Origin of the sequence: Sphingomonas lutea (assembly GCF_014396785.1) — a bacterium.
Lineage (GTDB): Bacteria > Pseudomonadota > Alphaproteobacteria > Sphingomonadales > Sphingomonadaceae > Sphingomicrobium > Sphingomicrobium luteum.
Genome location: NZ_CP060718.1, coordinates 811,364 through 829,738, shown reverse-complemented (window position 1 = coordinate 829,738; position 18,375 = coordinate 811,364). Strand labels below are relative to the sequence as shown.

General features: G+C 67.2%; 16 protein-coding genes, 1 tRNA gene, 2 pseudogenes and 1 other annotated feature. Of the genes and pseudogenes, 5 read left to right on the top strand and 14 right to left on the bottom strand.

What is annotated here, in order from left to right; genetic code table 11:
* The 6 genes and pseudogenes from H9L13_RS04320 to H9L13_RS04295 form a co-directional block, all read right to left on the bottom strand.
* Positions 1-642, bottom strand: coding sequence for a tetratricopeptide repeat protein (locus H9L13_RS04320; RefSeq protein ID WP_187539328.1), 642 nt, complete (start codon positions 640-642; stop codon positions 1-3).
* Positions 642-986: a cytochrome c-type biogenesis protein gene (locus H9L13_RS04315; RefSeq protein WP_342354489.1), complete on the bottom strand. Its 345-nt coding sequence runs from the start codon at positions 984-986 to the stop codon at positions 642-644. Before H9L13_RS04315 ends, H9L13_RS04320 begins: the two co-directional genes overlap by 1 nt.
* Positions 987-1,047: 61 nt before the next feature.
* Positions 1,048-1,575: a redoxin family protein gene (locus H9L13_RS04310; protein WP_187539326.1), complete on the bottom strand. Its 528-nt coding sequence runs from the start codon at positions 1,573-1,575 to the stop codon at positions 1,048-1,050.
* The gene (locus H9L13_RS04305) at positions 1,572-3,485 is read right to left on the bottom strand and encodes a heme lyase CcmF/NrfE family subunit (RefSeq protein WP_187539324.1); all 1,914 of its coding nucleotides are present in this window, start codon (positions 3,483-3,485) and stop codon (positions 1,572-1,574) included. Before H9L13_RS04305 ends, H9L13_RS04310 begins: the two co-directional genes overlap by 4 nt.
* A 109-nt stretch (positions 3,486-3,594) precedes the next feature.
* Positions 3,595-6,094 (bottom strand): annotated as a pseudogene (locus H9L13_RS04300) (ABC transporter permease).
* A complete protein-coding gene (locus tag H9L13_RS04295) occupies positions 6,091-6,792 on the bottom strand; it encodes an ABC transporter ATP-binding protein (protein WP_187539322.1) in 702 nt (233 codons plus the stop codon). Before H9L13_RS04295 ends, H9L13_RS04300 begins: the two are co-directional and overlap by 4 nt.
* A 22-nt stretch (positions 6,793-6,814) precedes the next feature.
* On the opposite strand from H9L13_RS04295, the gene H9L13_RS04290 reads away from it, so the two are divergent.
* Positions 6,815-7,522, top strand: coding sequence for an arylesterase (locus H9L13_RS04290; RefSeq protein ID WP_187539320.1), 708 nt, complete (start codon positions 6,815-6,817; stop codon positions 7,520-7,522).
* On the opposite strand, the gene H9L13_RS13020 is transcribed toward H9L13_RS04290, so the two are convergent.
* From H9L13_RS13020 to H9L13_RS04265, 6 genes and pseudogenes are all read right to left on the bottom strand, one after another.
* Entirely contained in the window at positions 7,455-7,631 is a 177-nt protein-coding gene (locus tag H9L13_RS13020; protein ID WP_425326497.1) for a hypothetical protein, read from the bottom strand. The two genes, H9L13_RS04290 and H9L13_RS13020, sit on opposite strands and share 68 nt — an antisense overlap.
* Positions 7,607-8,305, bottom strand: a complete 699-nt coding sequence (gene trpA, locus H9L13_RS04285) for a tryptophan synthase subunit alpha (protein ID WP_223176479.1) — start codon at positions 8,303-8,305, stop codon at positions 7,607-7,609. The genes H9L13_RS13020 and trpA overlap by 25 nt, the downstream gene beginning before the upstream one ends.
* The gene (gene trpB / locus H9L13_RS04280) at positions 8,302-9,486 is read right to left on the bottom strand and encodes a tryptophan synthase subunit beta (RefSeq protein ID WP_187539318.1); all 1,185 of its coding nucleotides are present in this window, start codon (positions 9,484-9,486) and stop codon (positions 8,302-8,304) included. The genes trpA and trpB overlap by 4 nt, the downstream gene beginning before the upstream one ends.
* The gene (gene trpCF, locus H9L13_RS04275; RefSeq protein ID WP_187539316.1) at positions 9,483-10,853 is read right to left on the bottom strand and encodes a bifunctional indole-3-glycerol-phosphate synthase TrpC/phosphoribosylanthranilate isomerase TrpF; all 1,371 of its coding nucleotides are present in this window, start codon (positions 10,851-10,853) and stop codon (positions 9,483-9,485) included. Before trpCF ends, trpB begins: the two co-directional genes overlap by 4 nt.
* Positions 10,846-11,912, bottom strand: a pseudogene (gene trpD / locus H9L13_RS12705) (anthranilate phosphoribosyltransferase). Before trpD ends, trpCF begins: the two are co-directional and overlap by 8 nt.
* A 36-nt stretch (positions 11,913-11,948) precedes the next feature.
* Positions 11,949-12,053 (bottom strand) — a sequence feature (Trp leader region).
* A 108-nt stretch (positions 12,054-12,161) separates the two neighbouring features.
* A tRNA-Ser gene (locus H9L13_RS04265) sits at positions 12,162-12,251 on the bottom strand.
* A 112-nt stretch (positions 12,252-12,363) separates the two neighbouring features.
* Between H9L13_RS04265 and hspQ the strand changes: the two genes are divergently transcribed.
* The gene (hspQ, locus tag H9L13_RS04260) at positions 12,364-12,705 is read left to right on the top strand and encodes a heat shock protein HspQ (RefSeq protein ID WP_235091167.1); all 342 of its coding nucleotides are present in this window, start codon (positions 12,364-12,366) and stop codon (positions 12,703-12,705) included.
* Positions 12,706-12,789: 84 nt separating this feature from the next.
* Here hspQ and H9L13_RS04255 read toward each other — a convergent pair whose 3' ends face one another.
* Complete coding sequence (locus H9L13_RS04255) at positions 12,790-15,651, bottom strand: TonB-dependent receptor plug domain-containing protein (protein WP_187539312.1); 2,862 nt, start codon at positions 15,649-15,651, stop codon at positions 12,790-12,792.
* A 262-nt stretch (positions 15,652-15,913) separates the two neighbouring features.
* Here H9L13_RS04255 and rplU point away from each other — a divergent pair, with 262 nt between their 5' ends.
* From rplU to H9L13_RS04240, 3 genes are all read left to right on the top strand, one after another.
* Entirely contained in the window at positions 15,914-16,447 is a 534-nt protein-coding gene (gene rplU / locus H9L13_RS04250; protein WP_187539311.1) for a 50S ribosomal protein L21, read from the top strand.
* Positions 16,448-16,456: 9 nt separating this feature from the next.
* The gene (rpmA, locus tag H9L13_RS04245) at positions 16,457-16,726 is read left to right on the top strand and encodes a 50S ribosomal protein L27 (RefSeq protein ID WP_187539309.1); all 270 of its coding nucleotides are present in this window, start codon (positions 16,457-16,459) and stop codon (positions 16,724-16,726) included.
* A 170-nt stretch (positions 16,727-16,896) separates the two neighbouring features.
* Positions 16,897-17,448, top strand: a complete 552-nt coding sequence (locus H9L13_RS04240) for a GNAT family N-acetyltransferase (protein WP_187539307.1) — start codon at positions 16,897-16,899, stop codon at positions 17,446-17,448.
* A 40-nt stretch (positions 17,449-17,488) separates the two neighbouring features.
* Here H9L13_RS04240 and H9L13_RS04235 read toward each other — a convergent pair whose 3' ends face one another.
* Positions 17,489-18,361, bottom strand: a complete 873-nt coding sequence (locus H9L13_RS04235) for a metal-dependent hydrolase (protein WP_187539305.1) — start codon at positions 18,359-18,361, stop codon at positions 17,489-17,491.
* Positions 18,362-18,375 lie beyond the last annotated feature (14 nt).

Here is an 18,375-nt window from a genome sequence, read left to right as displayed (position 1 = left end):
TCAGGGCGGGGGGCTGTTCGACGCCTTCGACGCAAGCACGCGATCAATCAGCGCGATGCGTTCGGCAAGCGCTACACGATAAGGGGCGACCGCCGGCGTTAGTGCAAACGTCCTTGCCCATGCCTCCCTGGCCGCAGCGAGATCGCCGCTCTGCACTAAAGCCAAGCCGAGGAAGAAGGGCGGACCCGGCGCTTGCGGCGCCAGCGCGGCCGCCCGACGAAACGCAAATTGCGCAGCCGGTGAAACTTGTCCCCCGTCATGTTCGGCGATCACCGAGCCGAGCCGGGTCCATAAGGCGGCGTCGTCCGGGCGCCGGCGGATGGCATCGAGCAGCACCTGCGACGCGCCGGTCACGTCGCCATTGCCGAGCCGGAAGTCCGCCGCGCTCAATGCCACGCGATTGCCTGCATCGGCCGGCATGATCGCGGCGCGGAAAGCGACAAGTCCGGGATCGAGGCCGGTTGCCTTGGCGCGCGCCTGCGCCGGCTGCCCGGCCAGCGACGCATTATGCTGAAACGCATAGCCGACCCCGCCAATCAGCAACGCCGCCGCGCTGAGCTGCAGCCACGCGCGACGGATGCCCAGCATGCGCAGCGCAAGCAGCGCCGCGGCGCCGATCACGAACAGCCACAGCCAGCCCATCAGCGGCGCCTTCGCTTGAAGCTGCGCGCAGCGACCAGCCCGCCGATCGCCAGCAGCACCAATGGCGCAAGCCACAACGGCGCGGTGCTCGACGTCATCGGCGGATCGTAGGTGACATAGGCGCCGTAGCGTTCGATCAGCCATTGCCGTACCTGCGCCGGGCTTTCGCCCGCCGCGATCCGCTGGCGCACCAGCGCACGCATGTCGCCCGCCATCTCCGCGTCGCTGTCGGCGATCGACTGGCCCTGGCAGACCAGGCAGCGCAAAGTCTCCATCAACCGCTTGGCATCCGCCTCCTGCTTCGGGTCGGCGAGCTGGCGGTCGGCGTCCGCGGCCGGCGGCAACTGCGACTCCGCCCCGCCGGAACCGCGCCGAAGATCGTCAAGGCGATGATCAGCGCACGCATCATCTTGCGTCCCGGATCGCGGCGAGGATCGCCGGGACGTCTTCGGCCTTAATATCGCCGACATGCTGCAGCGCGATCCGCCCGCGCGCGTCGATCACGAAGCTTTCGGGCACGCCCGACGACCCGAGCGCGAATTGCAGCCGCGAATTGACGTCGCTGCCGATGCGCTCGAACGGATTGCCGTTGCGCTCGAGGAACCGCTCCAGCGCGGGCGCGGTGTCGCGGACGGCGACGCCGTCGATCTTCACGCCGGCCTGCTTAAGCTGCATCAGTACCGGCGCTTCGGTGATGCATGGCGCGCACCAGCTGGCAAAGACGTTGATCAGCCGCGGCTCGCCCTTGCCGAAGTCGCTGCTCGCCAGGCCCGGCATTCCCGCGACGATCGGCGGCAAGGCGAATTGCGGCAGCGGCTGGCCGATCAATGCCGAACGGACCGTCCGGTCGGCGGGCGTGAACAGGCCGCTGGCAAGCAGGGCAATGAGCCCGACGAACGCCACCGCGGGCAGCCACAGAAGTGCGCGCTTCATGCCCGCACCACTCCGCGCCGGTCCCGCCGCACGCGCCCGATCAGCGACAGCGCGCCGCCCAGCGCGACGAGGAACCCGCCCAGCCAGATCAATGTGACGAACGGCTTCCACCACAAGCGCAGCTGCCACCGGCCCGATCCGTCCTGCTGGCCGAGGACGGTGTACAGCTGGCCATCGACCGCCGTCGAAATTTTGGATTCGCTGGTGACCATCGGCGGGCTCGAAAAGAAGCGCGATTGCGGGCGCAGGATGAAAGCGTCCCCGTCGCCGCGCTGGACCCGGAGGCGCGCTTCCAGCGCCGACCAATTTTCACCGACTGCTGGAAAGACGCCCTCGAAGGTCACGCGATACGGGCCGACGCGATGCGTTTCGCCGGGGCGCGGGGCGACCAGCGTCTCTTTGGTAAAGGCGCTGTCCGACGCCATCCCCGCCAGTGCCACGGCAATCCCGAAATGCGCGACGACCATGCCGTAGGTGAACAGCGGCGTGCGCCGGAGGTTGCGGCCCCACAGCGGCGCCACGCTCGCCACCGCGACGCCCGCTGCGAAGACCAGTCCAAGCAATGGCAGCAAGCGAATGCCGGGCGCGAGCATGAGCAAGGCGGCCAGCGTCGCGGCGCTGACGCCGATCGGCACTGCCGCGCGCCTGACCGCCGCGCCGGCATCGTCCCGCCGCCAGCGCAGCAGCGGCCCAAGCGCCATCAGCGCGACGAGCACGAGCGCAATCGGCCCTGCGGTCTTGTCGAAGAACGGCGGCCCAACCGACAATTGCACGCCAAGTGCGGCGGCGGCGATCGGGTAGAGCGTCCCCACCAGCACCACGCCAAGGATCACCGACAGCAGCAAATTGTTCATCACCAGCGCGCCTTCGCGACTGACGAGTTCGAACGTTGCGCCTTCGCGGATCGTCCCGGCGCGCAGCGCGAATAGCAGCAGCGCGCCGCCGATGTAGATCAGCAGCAATGCAAGGATGAAGGTGCCGCGCTCCGGATCGACGGCAAAGGCATGGACGGATGTCAGGATGCCCGACCGCACCAGGAAGGTGCCGACCATCGACATCGAAAAGGCGACCACCGCGAGCAGCACGGTCCACGCCCGCAACCCGTCGCGCGTCGCCAGCACCGTCACCGAATGGAGCAAGGCCGTCGCCGCCAGCCACGGCATGAGCGAGGCATTTTCGACCGGGTCCCAGAACCACCAGCCGCCCCACCCCAGCTCATAATAAGCCCAGTAGCTGCCCGCCGCGATTCCGAGCGTGAGGAAGATCCACGCGGCGAGGATCCACGGCCGCATCGCCCGCGCGAACGCCGGGCCGACGTCGCGCGTGATCATCGCCCCCACCGCGAAGGAAAATGCGATCGAGATGCCGACATAGCCGAAATAGAGCGTCGGCGGATGGAAGGCGAGGCCGGGGTCCTGCAGCAGCGGGTTCAGCCCATTGCCCTCGATCGGCGCGGGATTGAGCCGCGCAAACGGGTTGGAGGAAAACAGCAGGAAGGCGTAGAAACCGAGTGCAATCGCCGCCTGCGCGCCCAGCGTGGCGATCAATGTCGGCTGCTTCAGCCGCTGTTCGAGCATGGCGACCGCCGCGCCGGCGAGGCCGAGGACGGTCACCCACAGCAGCATCGACCCTTCGTGATTCCCCCACGCGCCGGCGAACTTGTACAGCCACGGCTTGGCCGAATGGCTGTTGGTCGCGACCAGAAGGACGCTCATGTCACTGCGCAGGAACAGGAGGATCAGGATCGCCATCGCCAACGCGGCAAGCAGGCCCTGGACGATGGCGACGGGTCGCACGGCGGCCATCGCCTCACCGCTCCCGCGCGCAACCCCCGCGCCGGCCAGGATCAACTGGAACGCGGCCAGCGCCGCCGCCAGCCATAGCGCGGCGAGCCCGGCCTCAGCCAACATCGTCGCGGACTTTCAATTTGGCGAACTCTCTCGCTGCAACGGGGATTCTTCGGCGCAGCCTTGGGCGATGTGAACCGGAAAATCCATGCGCCAGTGACCGGGGGCCGCGCTAGAGCGATCGAAGCGCCGCTGCTGGACGAAGGTTGAGCAGCGGCAGCGATCCCAGCAGCGCGATCGTCAGGGTCAGGAACGCGCCCGCGCCGAGCGTGGCAAGGATGATCGCCCAGTCCGGGCTCCAGGTGAATTCGAACAGCTGAACGATGACGAACCACGCCCCCGTCAGGCCAAGCACCAGCGCCGCACCCGAGAGGAGCAACGCAATCAGCGCATATTCGAGCACTTGCGTCCCCAGCACCTGCGCGCGGGTCGCCCCTAGCGTCTTCAGAATGACGCTATCGTAGCTGCGCGCCTGGCGCGACGCGGCGAGCGCCCCGATCAGCACCGCGATCCCCGCCAGCACCGCAACCGATGCCGCGACCAGGATTGCCGCCGCCATTTGCTCGAGGATCGTGCCGACCTCGGAAATCAGCTCGCCGACATCGACGATCGAGGCGGACGGGAAGGTACGCAGAACGGCGCGCGTAAGCTCGGGCTGGCGCGCCACGTCCCCGCTGATCGTCGCTGCGAGGTTGTGCGGTGCGCTCTGCAGCGTCGATGGCGGGAATACGAGGATGTAGTTGAAGCCCATCGTGTCCCAGTGGATCTCGCGCAGTGAGGCGATGCGCGCCTCGATCTCGCGGCCTAGCACGCTCACCGTCATGCGATCGCCGACGCCCAGGCCGAGGATTTCCGCCGCCTCGCGGTCGAGCGAGACGAGTGGCCGGCCGCGATAATCGGCCGGCCACCATGTGCCCGCGACCACCTCGCTGCCTTCGGGACGCCGGGGCTGTAGGTTACGCCGCGCTCGCCGCGCAGGAACCAGGCGCCGTCGGGCAGCGCCTTCAAGTCCGCCACGCGCGTGTTGCCGTAGGCGGTGATCGTGCCGCGCAGATTGGGCACGACGTTGAGGTCGGCGGCCGGCGCGGTCTGCCGCACCAGCCCCTCGAAGCGCGCGCGTTCGGTCGCCGGAATGTCGAGCACGAACTGGTCGGGCGCGCGCTCGGGCACGGCGCGGTCGATTTCTGCTGACAGGCTCGTCTGCACCGCCGCCAGCGTCACGAACAGGGTGAGTGCAAGGCCAAGCGCGACCACCAGCCCGACTGTCTGCGCGCCCGGCCGGTGAAGCCCGGTCAGCGCCAGCCGAAGCAACGGCCGCCGCGGCCGCGGCACCGCCCGCGCCGCGCGCCGCACGAGCCAGCCCAGCCCCGCCAGCAGCAGCACCGTGCCTGCGATCGCGCCGATTATCGACGCGGCAAACAGCGGATTGTCCGACGTCCCCACCGCCAGCGCGACGATCGCCGCCCGGCCCCGGCGACCATCAGCAGGGTACGCCGGTCGGGCGTGCGATTCTCCGCGATCATCTCGCGAAACAGGGTCGCCACCGGCTGCCGCCGCGCGCGGCCCAAGGGCAGAAGCACGAACATCAGCGCCATCAGCAATCCGTAGGCCGCGCTCACCAGCAAGGGCAGCGGATGCAGCTGGAAGCCCGGTCGGACCGGCAACAGGTCGCCGGCGATGGCGATTGCCAGCGGCGGCAGAAGAGCGCCGACCGCCAGCCCGCAAAGCGTCGCGGCCAGCGTCACCAGCCCGATCTGCACGAAATAGACGCGCCCGATGTCCGCCGACGTCGCGCCCAGCATCTTTAGCGTCGCGATCCCGTCCTGCTTCTGGCGCAGATAGGATGCGACGCCATTGCTGACCCCGATCCCGGCAATGATCAGCGCCGCCAGCCCGACCAAGGTCAGGAACTGGCCCAGCCGATCGAAGAAACGGCTCGCGCCCGGTGCGCCACGGTCGCGGTCGCGGAACTCCCAGCTCGCGGCGGGGAAACGCGCCTTCATCGCCTCGGTTACCGCCTTGGGGTCGCTGCTCGGCGGAAGCTTCAAGCGATAGCGCGTGTCGTACAGGCTCCCCGGCTGGATCAGCCCGGTCCGCGCGAGACCCTCGCTCGAAACGATCGCCACCGGACCCAAGGTGAAGCCCTCGCCGATCCGGTCGGGCTCCTCGTCGACAATCCCCGCGACGCGGAAATCGGTATTGCCGAAGCGCAGCGTTTCGCCCCTGCCGACCGACAGCCGCTCGCCAAGCTCGGGCGCGATGAAGATCGCATCGGCGGTCGGCGCACGAGCCGGACGGCCATCGACGCGCAAGGTGCCGTACAACGGATAAAGCGCGTCCACCGCCTTCAGCTCGGCCAGCACTGCCGATCCATCCGCCGCGCGCGCCATGGAGCGAAGGCGGATCGTCTCGCTCAGCGTGCCGGCGCGGGCCAGCGCCGCGCGCTCCTCCGCCGTCGCCCGGCGCTGCGACATGCCGACTTGCAGGTCGCCGCCCAGGATCACGCGGCCGCGGTCCGCCAGTTCGCCGGTGATCGCCGACGTCAGGCTGCCGATCGCGGCCAGGGTGGCGACGCCCAGGAAAATGCACAGGAACAGCAGCCTCAGCCCGCGCAGGCTGCGGTTGAGGTCGCGCCGGGCAAGCCGCGCGGCAAAGGCCCAGCGCCCGCTCATGCGCGCCGATCGACCGCGATGCGCCCGTCCTGCACTTCCAGGACCCGCCCGCACCGCGCGGCCAGCGACGGATCGTGCGTGATGATCATCAGGGTCGCGCCGACTTCGCGCTGGCGGGCAAACAGCAGGTCGATGATCGCGGCGCCGGTCTCGCCGTCCAGATTGCCGGTCGGTTCATCCGCGAACAGGATTTGCGGACGCGCCGCGACGGCGCGGGCGATGGCCACGCGCTGCTGCTCGCCGCCCGACAGTTGCGCCGGATAATGGTCGAGGCGGTGGGCCAGCCCGACCGCCGTCAATTCTGCCTTGGCACGCTCAAAGGCGTCGTCGGCGCCGTCGAGCTCCATCGGCACCGCGACATTCTCGAGTGCGGTCATCGTCGGCAGCAGGTGGAACGACTGAAGCACGATCCCGATGTTTCCGCGCCGCGCCCGCGCCAACGCATCTTCGTCGAGGCCCGCCAAGTCGATCCCGGCGACGCTGACCCGCCCACCGCTCGCGCGCTCCAACCCGGAAATGACCGCCATCAGCGACGATTTGCCCGATCCCGACGGCCCCAGCACCGCGACGCTTTCGCCGCGTTTGATGGTAAGGTCGATCCCGCGCAGCACGTCGGTCCGCGTCTCGCCTTTGCCGAAAGACAGGGTGACATCGCGCGCGGCGATCACGATATCGGCAACCGCCGCCTCGACATTCATAAAAATGGGACCCCGCAAGACAATGATTGCCGCGCGATATGTGATGCTCTTGCTGCCGCTTCAATTGACGATCGCCTGTTCGAAGCCGGCGCAGGCGCCGCCGGTCGAACAGGCAAACACGTCTGTCGAGGGGGCGACAACCGCCGCCCCGGTCGGTGATGAGCGGCTCGTGCTGGCCTTGGGCGACAGCCTCTACGCCGGTTACGGCGTCGACCAGAACGAAAGCTTTCCATCCGTTCTCGAACAAGCGCTGGAAGCGCGCGGCGTTCGCGCCCGGGTGGTCAATGCCGGCGTCTCAGGCGACACCAGCGCGGGCGGCCGAGCGCGCCTGGCTTTCACGCTCGACGGGCTGGACCGGAAGCCCGACCTGGTCATCGTCGGTCTTGGCGCCAACGATGCCCTGCGCGGGCTCGACCCCGCCGGAACGCGCCGCAATCTCGACGCCGTTCTGGCCGAGCTTCAGAAGCGCGGCATCCCCGTCCTGCTCACCGGCATGATGGCCCCGCGCAGCCTGGGCGATGCCTATGTCCGCAGCTTCGACAGCATCTACCCCGACCTCGCCAGAAAATATGGGGCGACGCTCGACCCCTTCTTCATGGACGGGATCATCACCGATCCCAAGCTGCTGCTGGCCGACGGCCTCCATCCCAATCCCGCGGGGATCAGGCGCATGGCCGAACGCGTTGCCCCGCTGGCCCAGAAAGCGTTGCAGCCGCCAAAGGCCGGGTAGCCTGCTTCAGCGACGCAACCTGCGACCTTAGGCGCTCAACCGAAATCCCCTCCGCGATCTGCCGCACGATGGCCGATCCGCTGATCACCCCGGCCGCGCCCGAATCGATCGCCGTGCGAACGTGGTCGGGCGTGGCGATACCGAACCCCAGGACGGGGGCGGCGCCCCTGCCGCCGCAAGCGCTGCAAAGAGCGCGGGGTGGCCATTGAAATGAACTTCGCGGTCGGCACCGGTCACCCCGGCTCGCGCCACACAATAGGTATAGCCTGACCCTGCGGCAGCGATGCGCTGGAGCGTTGCGCCGGGCGTATTGGTGGCAGCGATCATGACTAGGTCGAGCGCGGCCCGCCGGGCGGCCGCGGCATAAGGGCCGACTTCGATGCTCGGAACGTCAGCGATCAACAGGCTGTCGCCGCCTGCGTCCGCCAGTTGTTGGCAAAATGCGTCGATGCCGCGCGCCACGACTAGGTTCGCGTAGGTCAAGACGCCCAGCGGCACTGTCGGATGCCGCTGTCTGAAGTCGGCGATCATTTCGAGGCAATCGGCGGTACGTACGCCCGCCCGCAGCGCGCGCTCGGCAGCGGCCTGGATCACCGGTCCATCGGCGATTGGGTCGCTGAACGGAATGCCGACCTCGACCATATCCGCCCCACCGGCCACGATCGCGTCGAGACAGGCCAGACAGCTTCCCGGGTCCGGATCGCCGAGCATGGTGAAGATTCCGAGCGCGCCTTCACCGTCTCGCGCGCGGCTCCCGAACATGTCGGCGTAGCGGCTTGTCATGCTGCGTTTCTTTCTCGATCGCCGAGCAGGGTTTGGGCCTGCGCAACATCCTTGTCGCCGCGTCCCGACAGGTTGACCAGGATGATGCGATCCTCGCCGGCCCGTGCCAGCTGCAGGGCATGCGCCAGGGCGTGGCAGCTTTCGAACGCCCCCAGGATGCCCTCCCCCCGCGCGAGCGCGACGAAGGCCGCAAGCGCCTGATCGTCGGTCACCCCGACATATTCCGCGCGACCGCTTTCCTTGAGGAAAGCATGTTCCGGTCCCACGGCCGGATAGTCGAGGCCCGCCGACACCGACCATGTGTCGTCGATCTGGCCGTCGGCATCCTGCAGCACCAGCGTTTCGGCCCCGTGCAAAATCCCCGGACGGCCTTTCAGGATGGTCGCGCCATGCTCGCGCCCGGACAGGCCCTTGCCGGCGGCCTCGACCCCGATCAGCGCCACCTTTTCGTCACCGATGAAATCGCTGAACAGGCCGATCGCGTTCGACCCGCCGCCGACGCAGGCAATCACCGCGTCGGGCAGGCGCCCCTCGATCCCCAGAATCTGCTCGCGCGCTTCCTTGCCGATGACCCTCTGATATTCGCGCACCATCAGCGGAAAGGGATGCGGGCCGGCGACGGTCCCGAGCAGATAATGGCTGGTCTCGAACGATGCCGTCCAATCGCGCAGCGCCTCGTTGACGGCGTCCTTCAGCGTCCGGCCCCCGGTGGTAACGGGAACGACGGTTGCGCCCATCAACTGCATGCGAAAGACGTTGAGCTGCTGCCGCTCGACATCGTCCGCGCCCATGTAGATGCAGGTCTCGAGCCCGAACAAGGCGCCGGCGATGGCAGTCGCCACCCCGTGCTGGCCGGCTCCGGTCTCGGCAATCAGTCGGGTCTTTCCCATCCGCCGCGCAAGGAGCGCCTGTGCCAACACCTGATTGGTCTTGTGCGCGCCGCCGTGAAGCAGATCCTCGCGCTTCAGGTAAATGCGGGTCTTCCCGCGCGAAAGATTGCGGCAGCGCGTCAGCGGCGTCGGCCGGCCGGCGTAGGTCGACAAGAGATCGCCAAGTTCGGCCGCGAAGCCAGGGTCCTGTTGCGCCTCGATAAAGGCGGCTTCCAGCTGTTCCAGGGCGGGAACCAATATTTCCGGCACATAGGCCCCGCCAAAGCGCCCAAATCGTCCGTCGAACTTCATGCGGCCCTCCGCGCTGGTGGCCGCAAGGCGTCGAACAATCCCGCGAGCTTGGCCTGATCTTTGATTCCCGGCGCCGACTCGACCCCCGACGACAGGTCAAGGCCGTGCGCGCCAAGCTTCGCCGCGCCGCCGATGTTGGCAGCGTTCAGTCCTCCCGAAATGAACGCGCCGGGAAGCTCGGGGTCGGTGCGCAGCCTGTCCCAGTCGAAGGCGATCCCCGATCCGCCGCAACGGTCTCCTACCCGAGTGTCAAATAAGCTCCGATCGGCATTACGGGGCGGTTCGATCATATTCTCGTCGATGCCCCGCACCGCCCAGATTTCGACACTTGGCGGCAAGCACGACCGAAATTGCGCAATCTCGCGGGCAGACTCGCGTCCATGCAATTGGATGGCGTCGAGCTGCAGTGCGCGCGCGGCGGCGATCACCTGGGCCGACTCCTCATCCCGAAACACGCCGACCGTCTTCAGGCCGCCGCGCCGCGCGAGCATGGCTAGCGGCCGCGCGGCGTCGAGCGACAGCGCGCGCGGCGTATCCGGCACAAGGATCAGCCCGGCATGCGTCGCGCCGGCCCGAATGACCGCCTCGACGTCTTCCTCGCGTGTCAGTCCGCAAATCTTGACCCGACCATGGATCAGCGACCGCGCTGCGCCGCCGATGTCATCGGCCGCCATCAGCGAGGAACCGACCAGGAAAGCATCGACCAGCGGCGACAGGCGCATCACGTCGGCTCGCGAGGCAATGCCTGATTCGGCGACCACCAGGACGCCCTCCGGAGCCAGCGGCGCTAGCCGCTCGGTAACTCGGAGGTCGGTCTGCAGGGTCTTGAGGTCGCGGTTGTTGATCCCGATGATGTCGGCGCCGAGGGCAATGGCGCGCGCCATTTCTGTCTCGTCGTGGACCTCGACCAGCACGTCCATCGCCAGCCGCCGGGCTGCTGCCATCACCTCGCTGGCCAGCGAGTCGTCGAGCACCGACAGCATCGCCAGCACCGCGTCCGCGCCCGCCGCGCGGGCTTCGGGCACCTGGAACGCGTCGATCACGAAATCCTTGGCCAGGATGGGTCCATCGAACTGTTCCCGGACCCGGCCGATGTCGTCGAGCGACCCGCCAAAGTCGCCGCTGTCGGTCAACACGCTGATGGCGTCCGCGACGGGCGCATAAGCGGCGCTTGCTTCCTCCACCGAATAGCGGGCGACATGGCCCGATGGGGATCGCGGCTTGACCTCCATGATGAAGCGCGCGTCGGGCCGGGCCAGCGCCGTCTTGAGCGAGCGCACCGATGGTGGCGGCGGCGCGATCGTCCGCCGCCGGGCCGCGACTTCGGTCCGTTTGCGCGCAAGGATCCGGTCGAGGACGTCAGCCATTGCTGCCCCGGATGTACGCGTCGAGCACCCGCCCCGGTGCACCGTCGGCAAGCGCCTCGCGGGCAGAGTCGGCCCCCCGCCTCAAGTCCGCCGAAAGTCCCGCGGTCATCAACAGGGCGGCGGTATTGAGAATGACGATGTCGCGTTCGGCCGCCTTGCCCCCGCCGTCGAGCAAGGCGCGCAGCCGTAACGCATTTTCTGCCGGCTCACCGCCGGCGACCTGAGACAGGGGTGCCCGATCGATGCCCGCGTCTTCGGGTGACAGGCGAAGTGCCGTGGTCACGCCGTCTTCGACCAGCGTCGCGTCGGTCTCGCCGTGAATCGCAACCTCGTCCAATCCCGCGCCGTGAACCACTAGCGCGCGCGTCGTCCCGATCGCGCCCAGCACTTGCGCGACGTGATCGAGCTTCGCCGCGTCGGCGACGCCCAGCAATTGGACCGGCGGCCGCGCCGGGTTCACGCACGGACCGAGCAAATTCATCACGGTGCGGATCGCCAATTGCCGCCGCACCAGCGCCGCATGCTTCATCCCCGGATGAAAGGACGGCGCGAACAGGAAGCAGAACCCCGTCTCGTCGAGCAGGTCGCGCGCGTGCGCTGGCTCCACCACAATCTTGACCCCAGCGCCTCAAGGACATCGGCGGACCCACACTGGCTGCTGACTGACCTGTTGCCGTGCTTGGCAATCGGCAGGCCGCAGGCCGCGGCGACGAAGGCGGTGGCGGTCGAGACATTGATCAGCCCCGATGCGTCCCCGCCGGTCCCGCAGCAGTCGGCGAACAGATAATCGGGTCGGTCGAAGGGCTCGGCGGCCTCGATCAGCGCCCGTGCCGCGCCGACCATTTCCTCCGGCGTTTCCCCCTTCATTCGAAGGGCGATCAGCATCCCGGCGATTTCTGCAGGCTCGAGCTTTCCGAGCACCAGCCGCTCAAACAACTTTTGCGAATCGTCGGCGTCGAGGTTTTCACCCGACAGGAGCCGGGGCAGCGGATTTGGCACCGGCCCCAGATCAGGTGGCAAATTGTCGGGTGCGTGCGTTTTGACGAGGGCATTAAGCATGTCGAATTCCCGTTTGTGGGCGATGAGCGCAGACGAAAAAAAAAGCCCGCTCGAATGGCGGGCCTCGGGTCAGATAATCCTGTCAGTCAGGAATCAGCCGCGCGCACGCCATCGTTCGGGCAAGCGCCACCACCAGCCAAGCGACGACGTCGTGGCCGGATTGCCCATCTGGATGCAGTGCTTCTCACGCATGCACGCAAGAGAGCGCGAGGCAGTCGCCGTGTCAACCGCTATTGTGGGGGATGGGGTTGGCGGAGAGGGTGGGATTCGAACCCACGGTACGGTTGCCCGCACGCCGCATTTCGAGTGCGGTGCTTTCGACCACTCAGCCACCTCTCCGCTACGAAGGTGCAAGGCCCGGATCCGGGCGTTGGTCGCGGGCGGGCTCTAGCAGCGGCCCCCAAGCTTGCCTAGATAGGAAGCCATGTCGCCCGTCGAACGTTCAGCCCCCATGGCCCAGCATATCGCCATCCCTTCCGCCCGCTTCGCCATCGGCGATGTCGTGCGCCACCGCATCTTCGATTTCCGCGGCGTGATCTTCGACGTCGATCCCGAATTCGCCAACAGCGACGAATGGTACGAATCGATTCCCGAGGCGATCCGCCCGTCGAAGGACCAGCCCTTCTACCACCTGCTCGCCGAAAATGCGGAGACGACCTACACCGCTTACGTCAGCCAGCAGAACCTCGTTCCCGACGAAAGCGACGAGCCCGTCGATCACCCGGAAATTGCATCGATGTTCAACGGCCTTGAAGGCGGCCGTTACCAGCTCCGCCCCGAGCATCGGCACTAGAGCCGGCCGACGCCTGGCTGAACGCGGTGACGATCGACGGCGCGGATCCACTCCCGCGCCGTGCCGCCTCACATATCCCACCGCCTAGAAGTTGATCGACGCCCGGCCGTAGATGAATCGTCCGTTGAAGCCGAACGGCGAGAAGGTCGAATATGGAAAATAGATCTGGTTCACCGGATAGACCCCGCCGTCCGGGCGGATCCCGAACGGCGACCGGTCGGGATAGACATCGAACAGATTGTTCGATCCCAAGGCCAATTCTGCCCCGCCACCCGGCTTCCAGCGCAATTCGAGGTCGGTGATCCACTTGCGGCCAAGGCGAATGTCGTCCGGCAGGAAGGTATTGACGTCGAACTGGTTGGGCGCCGGCGGCAGGCTGGCGGAGGGCGAAACGACCTTGCCATAGCGCGTGGTGCGCGCCGTCACCCCGAAGCGGCCCAGGTCGCCATCGGCACTGAGCACGATCTTGTCGCGCGGCTGGCCGTAAGTGAAGCGCAGGCTTTCGGTTCTGCCGAACAGGATCAGGTTCGGGATCGTCGACAACGCTCCGGGAGGCGGCGCGCGGTCGGTGATCTTGGTCTTGTTGCGGTTGTAGGCCGCGCTGAGGTTCCAGCGGCCGAAGCCGTTGGTCCGCCAGTTATAGGCGGCAACGATGTCGAGACCGCGCGTACGGGTGTCGATTCCGTTCAAGAAGAAGCGCCCGGCGCCGACCTGCGGGAAGCCCAGGCTCTGCAGCAGCGCGGTGACCGCCGTCCCCGTCGCGGCGACGTTGCCGGTGCCGTTCACGCCAAGGATCTCGCTGAACACGATCCGGTCCTTGATCTTGATCGAGTACCAGTCCGCCGTGATCGTCAGGCCGGGCACCGGGTTGGCCGTCGCGCCGAGGCTGAAGTTGACCGACTTCTCGGGCTTCAGCGGCTGCGCGCCGAGCGCCGCCGCCGCTGGGGACCCGACGGCGAGTGTCGCGATGTCGACCGGGATGCCGTTGACGAAGTTGGTCGAAAAGGTCGTGAAATATTGCTGGTGCAGGGACGGCGCGCGGAACCCGTTGGAGATCGCGCCGCGCACCGCATAATTGGGGATAAATTCCCACCGCGCGGCAAACTTGCCGTTCAGCGTCGTCCCGAAGTCCGAATAATCCTCGAACCGTGCGGCCAGGGTCGTGGTGACGCCCTCGATCGGGTCGGTGTCGAGTTCGGCATAGACGCCCCAGCTGTGGCGGCCCTCATTGGTTTCGCTAGCCGCCGGAATCCCCGGGAAGCCCTGGGCGCCCGCCCCCGCGCCGCGGCCCGGGAAGTCGCAGGTGGTCGGCGCCAGCGAGCCGAAGCGCCCGCCCAAGGCGTCGCAATTGGCCAGCGTGGTGTTCGGCACCGCTGCCCGGAACAGCGGCCCGGCGACGTAGGAGGCTTCCTCGCCGGGACGGATCTTGAAGCGCTCGCGGCGATGCTCGGCGCCGACCGCGACGGTCAGCGGCTTGGCCGTCCCGATCGCGAACTCGCGCGAGAAATCGGCATTGAACAACCACTGGCCATAACGCAGGCCGCCGGCATCGAAATCGCGCGGGCTGTCGGGCCCGAGCGACGTGTTGAGCGTGTCGTGCAGGTCATAGTCGAAGCGGTTGTGGCCATAACCGGCCGAGAAATCGGCCTTCCACCCGGCAATCGCACCGCGCAGCCCGATGGTCGCGGCATAATCGTCGAGGTCGGTCTCGATCAACGGCAGGAAGCCCTCGTCCGTCAGCGGCACGAAGTTGCCGGCATTGGGCACCTGGTTCGGCGCGAGCACGCTGAAATCGCGGTTGGCGGCGGCGATATACTGCCGCCAATTGGCCGCGCTGGTCGAATTGCGGTGGCCGTGCGAGGCGAATGCATAGGCTTCCCAATCGGGCGAGACGTCGATCCCGGCATTGAGGAACAGATTGTAACTCTTCGCTTTGGGCTCGCCATATTTGAACTGGAGCCGGTTGAAATCGAGTTCGCGTGGATCGAACACGGTCGTTGCGTTCGTCACGCCAAAGGTGAAGTTCGGCCGCAGATCGTAGCCCGCGCGATTGACCGCCGACTTGCGCTGCAGTTCGCCGGTAAGGTTGACGTATCCGGTCGAGCCGATCGGCAGGCCGAGGTTGGCCGCGAAGGTCACCTGGGAGCCGTCTCGCGCCTTGCGCTCCCCATCGGTCTCGGCGACGAAATAGCGCGAGGTCGTGGTCGGCGTTCCGATGTCGTTGGGATCGAGGAACGGCTGGCCGGCGCCATTGAGCGCAAGGCCGGTCACGTCGTCCACGTCCTCCAGCGTCGTGATATATTTGCCGTAGGTCAGGCTCGCCGACCCGCCCTGCCGCGCGTTCTTGAGCTGGATGTTGATTACGCCCGCGATGGCATCCGAGCCATATTGGGCGGCGGCGCCATCGCGCAGCACCTCGACGCGGTTGATCGCCATGCCGGGAATGAGGTTCATGTCGACCGCCGCGCTGCCGCGCCCGACCGTCCCGTTGATGTTGATCAGGGCGGCAACGTGGCGGCGCTTGCCGTTGACCAGCACCAGCACCTGGTCGGGGCTGAGGCCGCGCAAGGTCGCCGGCTTGACCGAGTCCGACCCGTCGTTGACCGACGGCTGCGGGAAGTTGAACGACGGCACCAGCTGATTGAGGATCTTGTTGGTTTCGGTCGCCCCGGTATGGGCGATCGCGTCCGCGCCGATGACGTCGACCGGTACCGGGCTGTCGGCCACCGTCCGGTTGGATGAACGGGTGCCGGTCACGATGATCGTATCTTCGTTCACCGCCTGTGGCACGGTCGGTGCGGGACCTGCCGGTGCTGCGGGGGTGGCATCGCTGCTTTCGGGCGTGGCCGGGACGTCGCTCTGCGCATCTTGCGCGGCGGCCGGGATCGCGATGGCGAAGGTGCTCAAGGTCGCAAGCAGGAGCGCTCGGCGAAGCGATTTGGACATTAGCTCTTCCCCCTTCCGAATCGCGGCGCGGACCCCCTTGCCGCCATCAGACATCGCAGAATGACCGGAATATGCTTTGTGACAAGGACGTTAGGCCGGGCGCTGGATAGTTGGCCGCAGATGTTGCGGGCGGGCCACAGACACGGCGTGCCGTTGACAGGCCGCGGCGCCTGCCATAGGCGGCTCGCTTTCCCGAGCGCTGCTGTGCCGCCGACCGGTCGTGCGCGCGTGTGGGAAGCGGAATTCGTAGGAAGAAAAGCCAATGTTCGCAGTCGTGCGCACGGGCGGCAAGCAATATCGCGTCGCCCCGGGAGACAAGATCGTCGTCGAGAAAATCGACGGCAATGCTGGTGACAAGATCACGCTGGGCGACATTCTGCTCGCCGGCGACGGATCGGACCTCAAGAAGACCGACGGCCTGACCGTCGCGGCCGAAATCATCGCCCAGGCCAAGGGTGAGAAGGTCACCGTCTTCAAGAAGCGGCGCCGCCACAATTATCGCCGCAAGAAGGGCCACCGTCAGCAGCACACCATCCTGCAGATCGTCGCGATCGGCGATCACAAGGCTGAAAAGAAGGCCGCTCCGAAGGCCGAAGCCAAGACCGATGCACCGACGGCCGAGACCAAGGCTGCGTCGCCCGCGAAGGCCGATGACAAGCCGGCCAAGGCGGAGCCCAAGACGTCCGATGCCAAAGCTGAGGCCAAGGCCGAAACCAAGGCGTCGACAAAAAATGCTGCACCTGCTAAGGCCCCCGCGAAGAAGCCGGCTGCCAAGGCTCCGGCAAAGAAGAAGTAAGAGCGCACAATGGCACATAAGAAAGCAGGCGGCTCGAGCCGCAACGGTCGCGACAGTGAAAGCAAGCGCCTTGGCGTGAAGCTGTTCGGCAGCCAGGCCGCGCGCGCCGGCAATATCATCGTTCGTCAACGCGGCACGAAGTGGCACGCGGGGACCAACGTCGGCATGGGCAAGGACCATACGTTGTTTGCGCTTACCGACGGCACGGTCACGTTCCGTGACGGCAAGCTTGGCCGCAAATACGTCCATGTGATGCCGATTACGGAAGCCAGCGCATAGGAACGGTTGCAACGGACCGTTCCCACTAGGGGCGGCCCGGACGAGATCTCAAGCGGATCAAAGCCAAAGGGAGAAGGGGAGCCCCCGAAAAGGGAGGCTCCCCTTTTTCATATCCTTCTCCCGGAACTGTCACCGGCCGTGCCTAGGGACGGCGGCGAGGAGAAGGACCAATGTTCGCCAGGACGCCAAGATTGCTGCTGAGACCCGGCTTCCCCGAAGATGCGCCGGCGCTTGCCATGGCCATCGCCGACGAAGCCATCGCCCGCAATCTCGCGACGGTGCCGTGGCCCTATCGCGTGCGCGACGCCGAAGCCTTTCTGGCGACTCCGCGCGACCCCATCCTGCCCTCGCTGCTGGCGTTCGAGCGGACGTCGGGCGCGCCGCGCCTCGTCGGTGCCTGCGGACTTGGCCGGCGGCCGTCGGGCGCGGTCGAGCTCGGCTATTGGATCGCCCGCAGCGACTGGGGCCGCGGCTTTGCGACGGAGGCGTGCACCGCGCTGATCGAGATTGCCCGCGCGCTCGACCTGCCCAGCCTCGAAGGCTCGTACTTTATCGACAATCCGGCGTCGGCGCGGGTGCTTGAAAAGCTCGGCTTCGCGCCGCTCGGAATCGTCGCCCCGCGCCGCAGCTGCGCACGCGGCGAAGACGTGCCGGCCAGGCTGATGCGGCTGGTGCTACGTGGTGCGGCCGTCGAGGACGAAGACGAGGCCCTGGCGGCCTAAAAGCTCCTCCCTGTCGCGAAGCGATGGGGAGGAGCGTCCGTTAAACCGCGCTGCGCACCTTCTTCGCCGATGATTCCGACGACGGCGCCTCCGCATCATACGCGGTGAGCAAATGCCGGTCGTCCTCGTTCCACGGGTGGAACCCCGGCAGAAAGAATTTGAACCACGCCCCGGCGATCTTGCGGAACATGCCCGGCCGTACCCACAGATAGGCCAGCAGCCGCGCCCACGCCTTCAGGCCGGTCACGCCGTCCTGGCGCATCAGCTCGAGCGCGCCCGCGGTGCGGTCGACCAGGAAATTGCGGGTGACGTAGAACATCACCTTGGCCTTGACCTCCCACCGCTTGCGCCGCGTCCAGTGCCGCGTGGCGTGCAGCCAGGTGTCGTAGGCGACGCCCTTATGCTCGATCTCCTCGACCGCGTGCCAGCGCCACAGGTCGGCCGTCTCGCGGTCGGCGCCCGCCAGATGGCGCGGATCTGCAAGCAGTTCGTGTGCCAGGATCGCCGTGAAATGCTCCAGCGCCATCGTTGCTGCAAGGGTGACGATCGGCGGCTTCGACTTGGTCACGCTCAGCCGATATTCGACCTGCCGTTCCAGCTTGCTGAGGTCGTAGCCGCTGTCCGCCGCGCGGCGATTGAACGCGTCATGCTCACGGCTGTGGATCGCCTCCTGCGTCGTGAACGCCTTGATCTCTTCGGCCAGCCTGGGCGGCGCGCCGTCACGGAAGGCGCGCACGCTTTCCACGAAAAAGGCCTCGCCGCGGGGAAAGGTGGTCGATAGCGCGTTATAGATTGCAGTCGCTTCGACGCGCCCACCGTGCCAAAGACGGGGGGTCGCATGTTCCCGGCCGAAGCGGCGGTCGCGCGGACGGATATCGAGGTCCGATGGTGTCGGTGCGGCAATCGAGCTCATGATTGCAAAGGTAG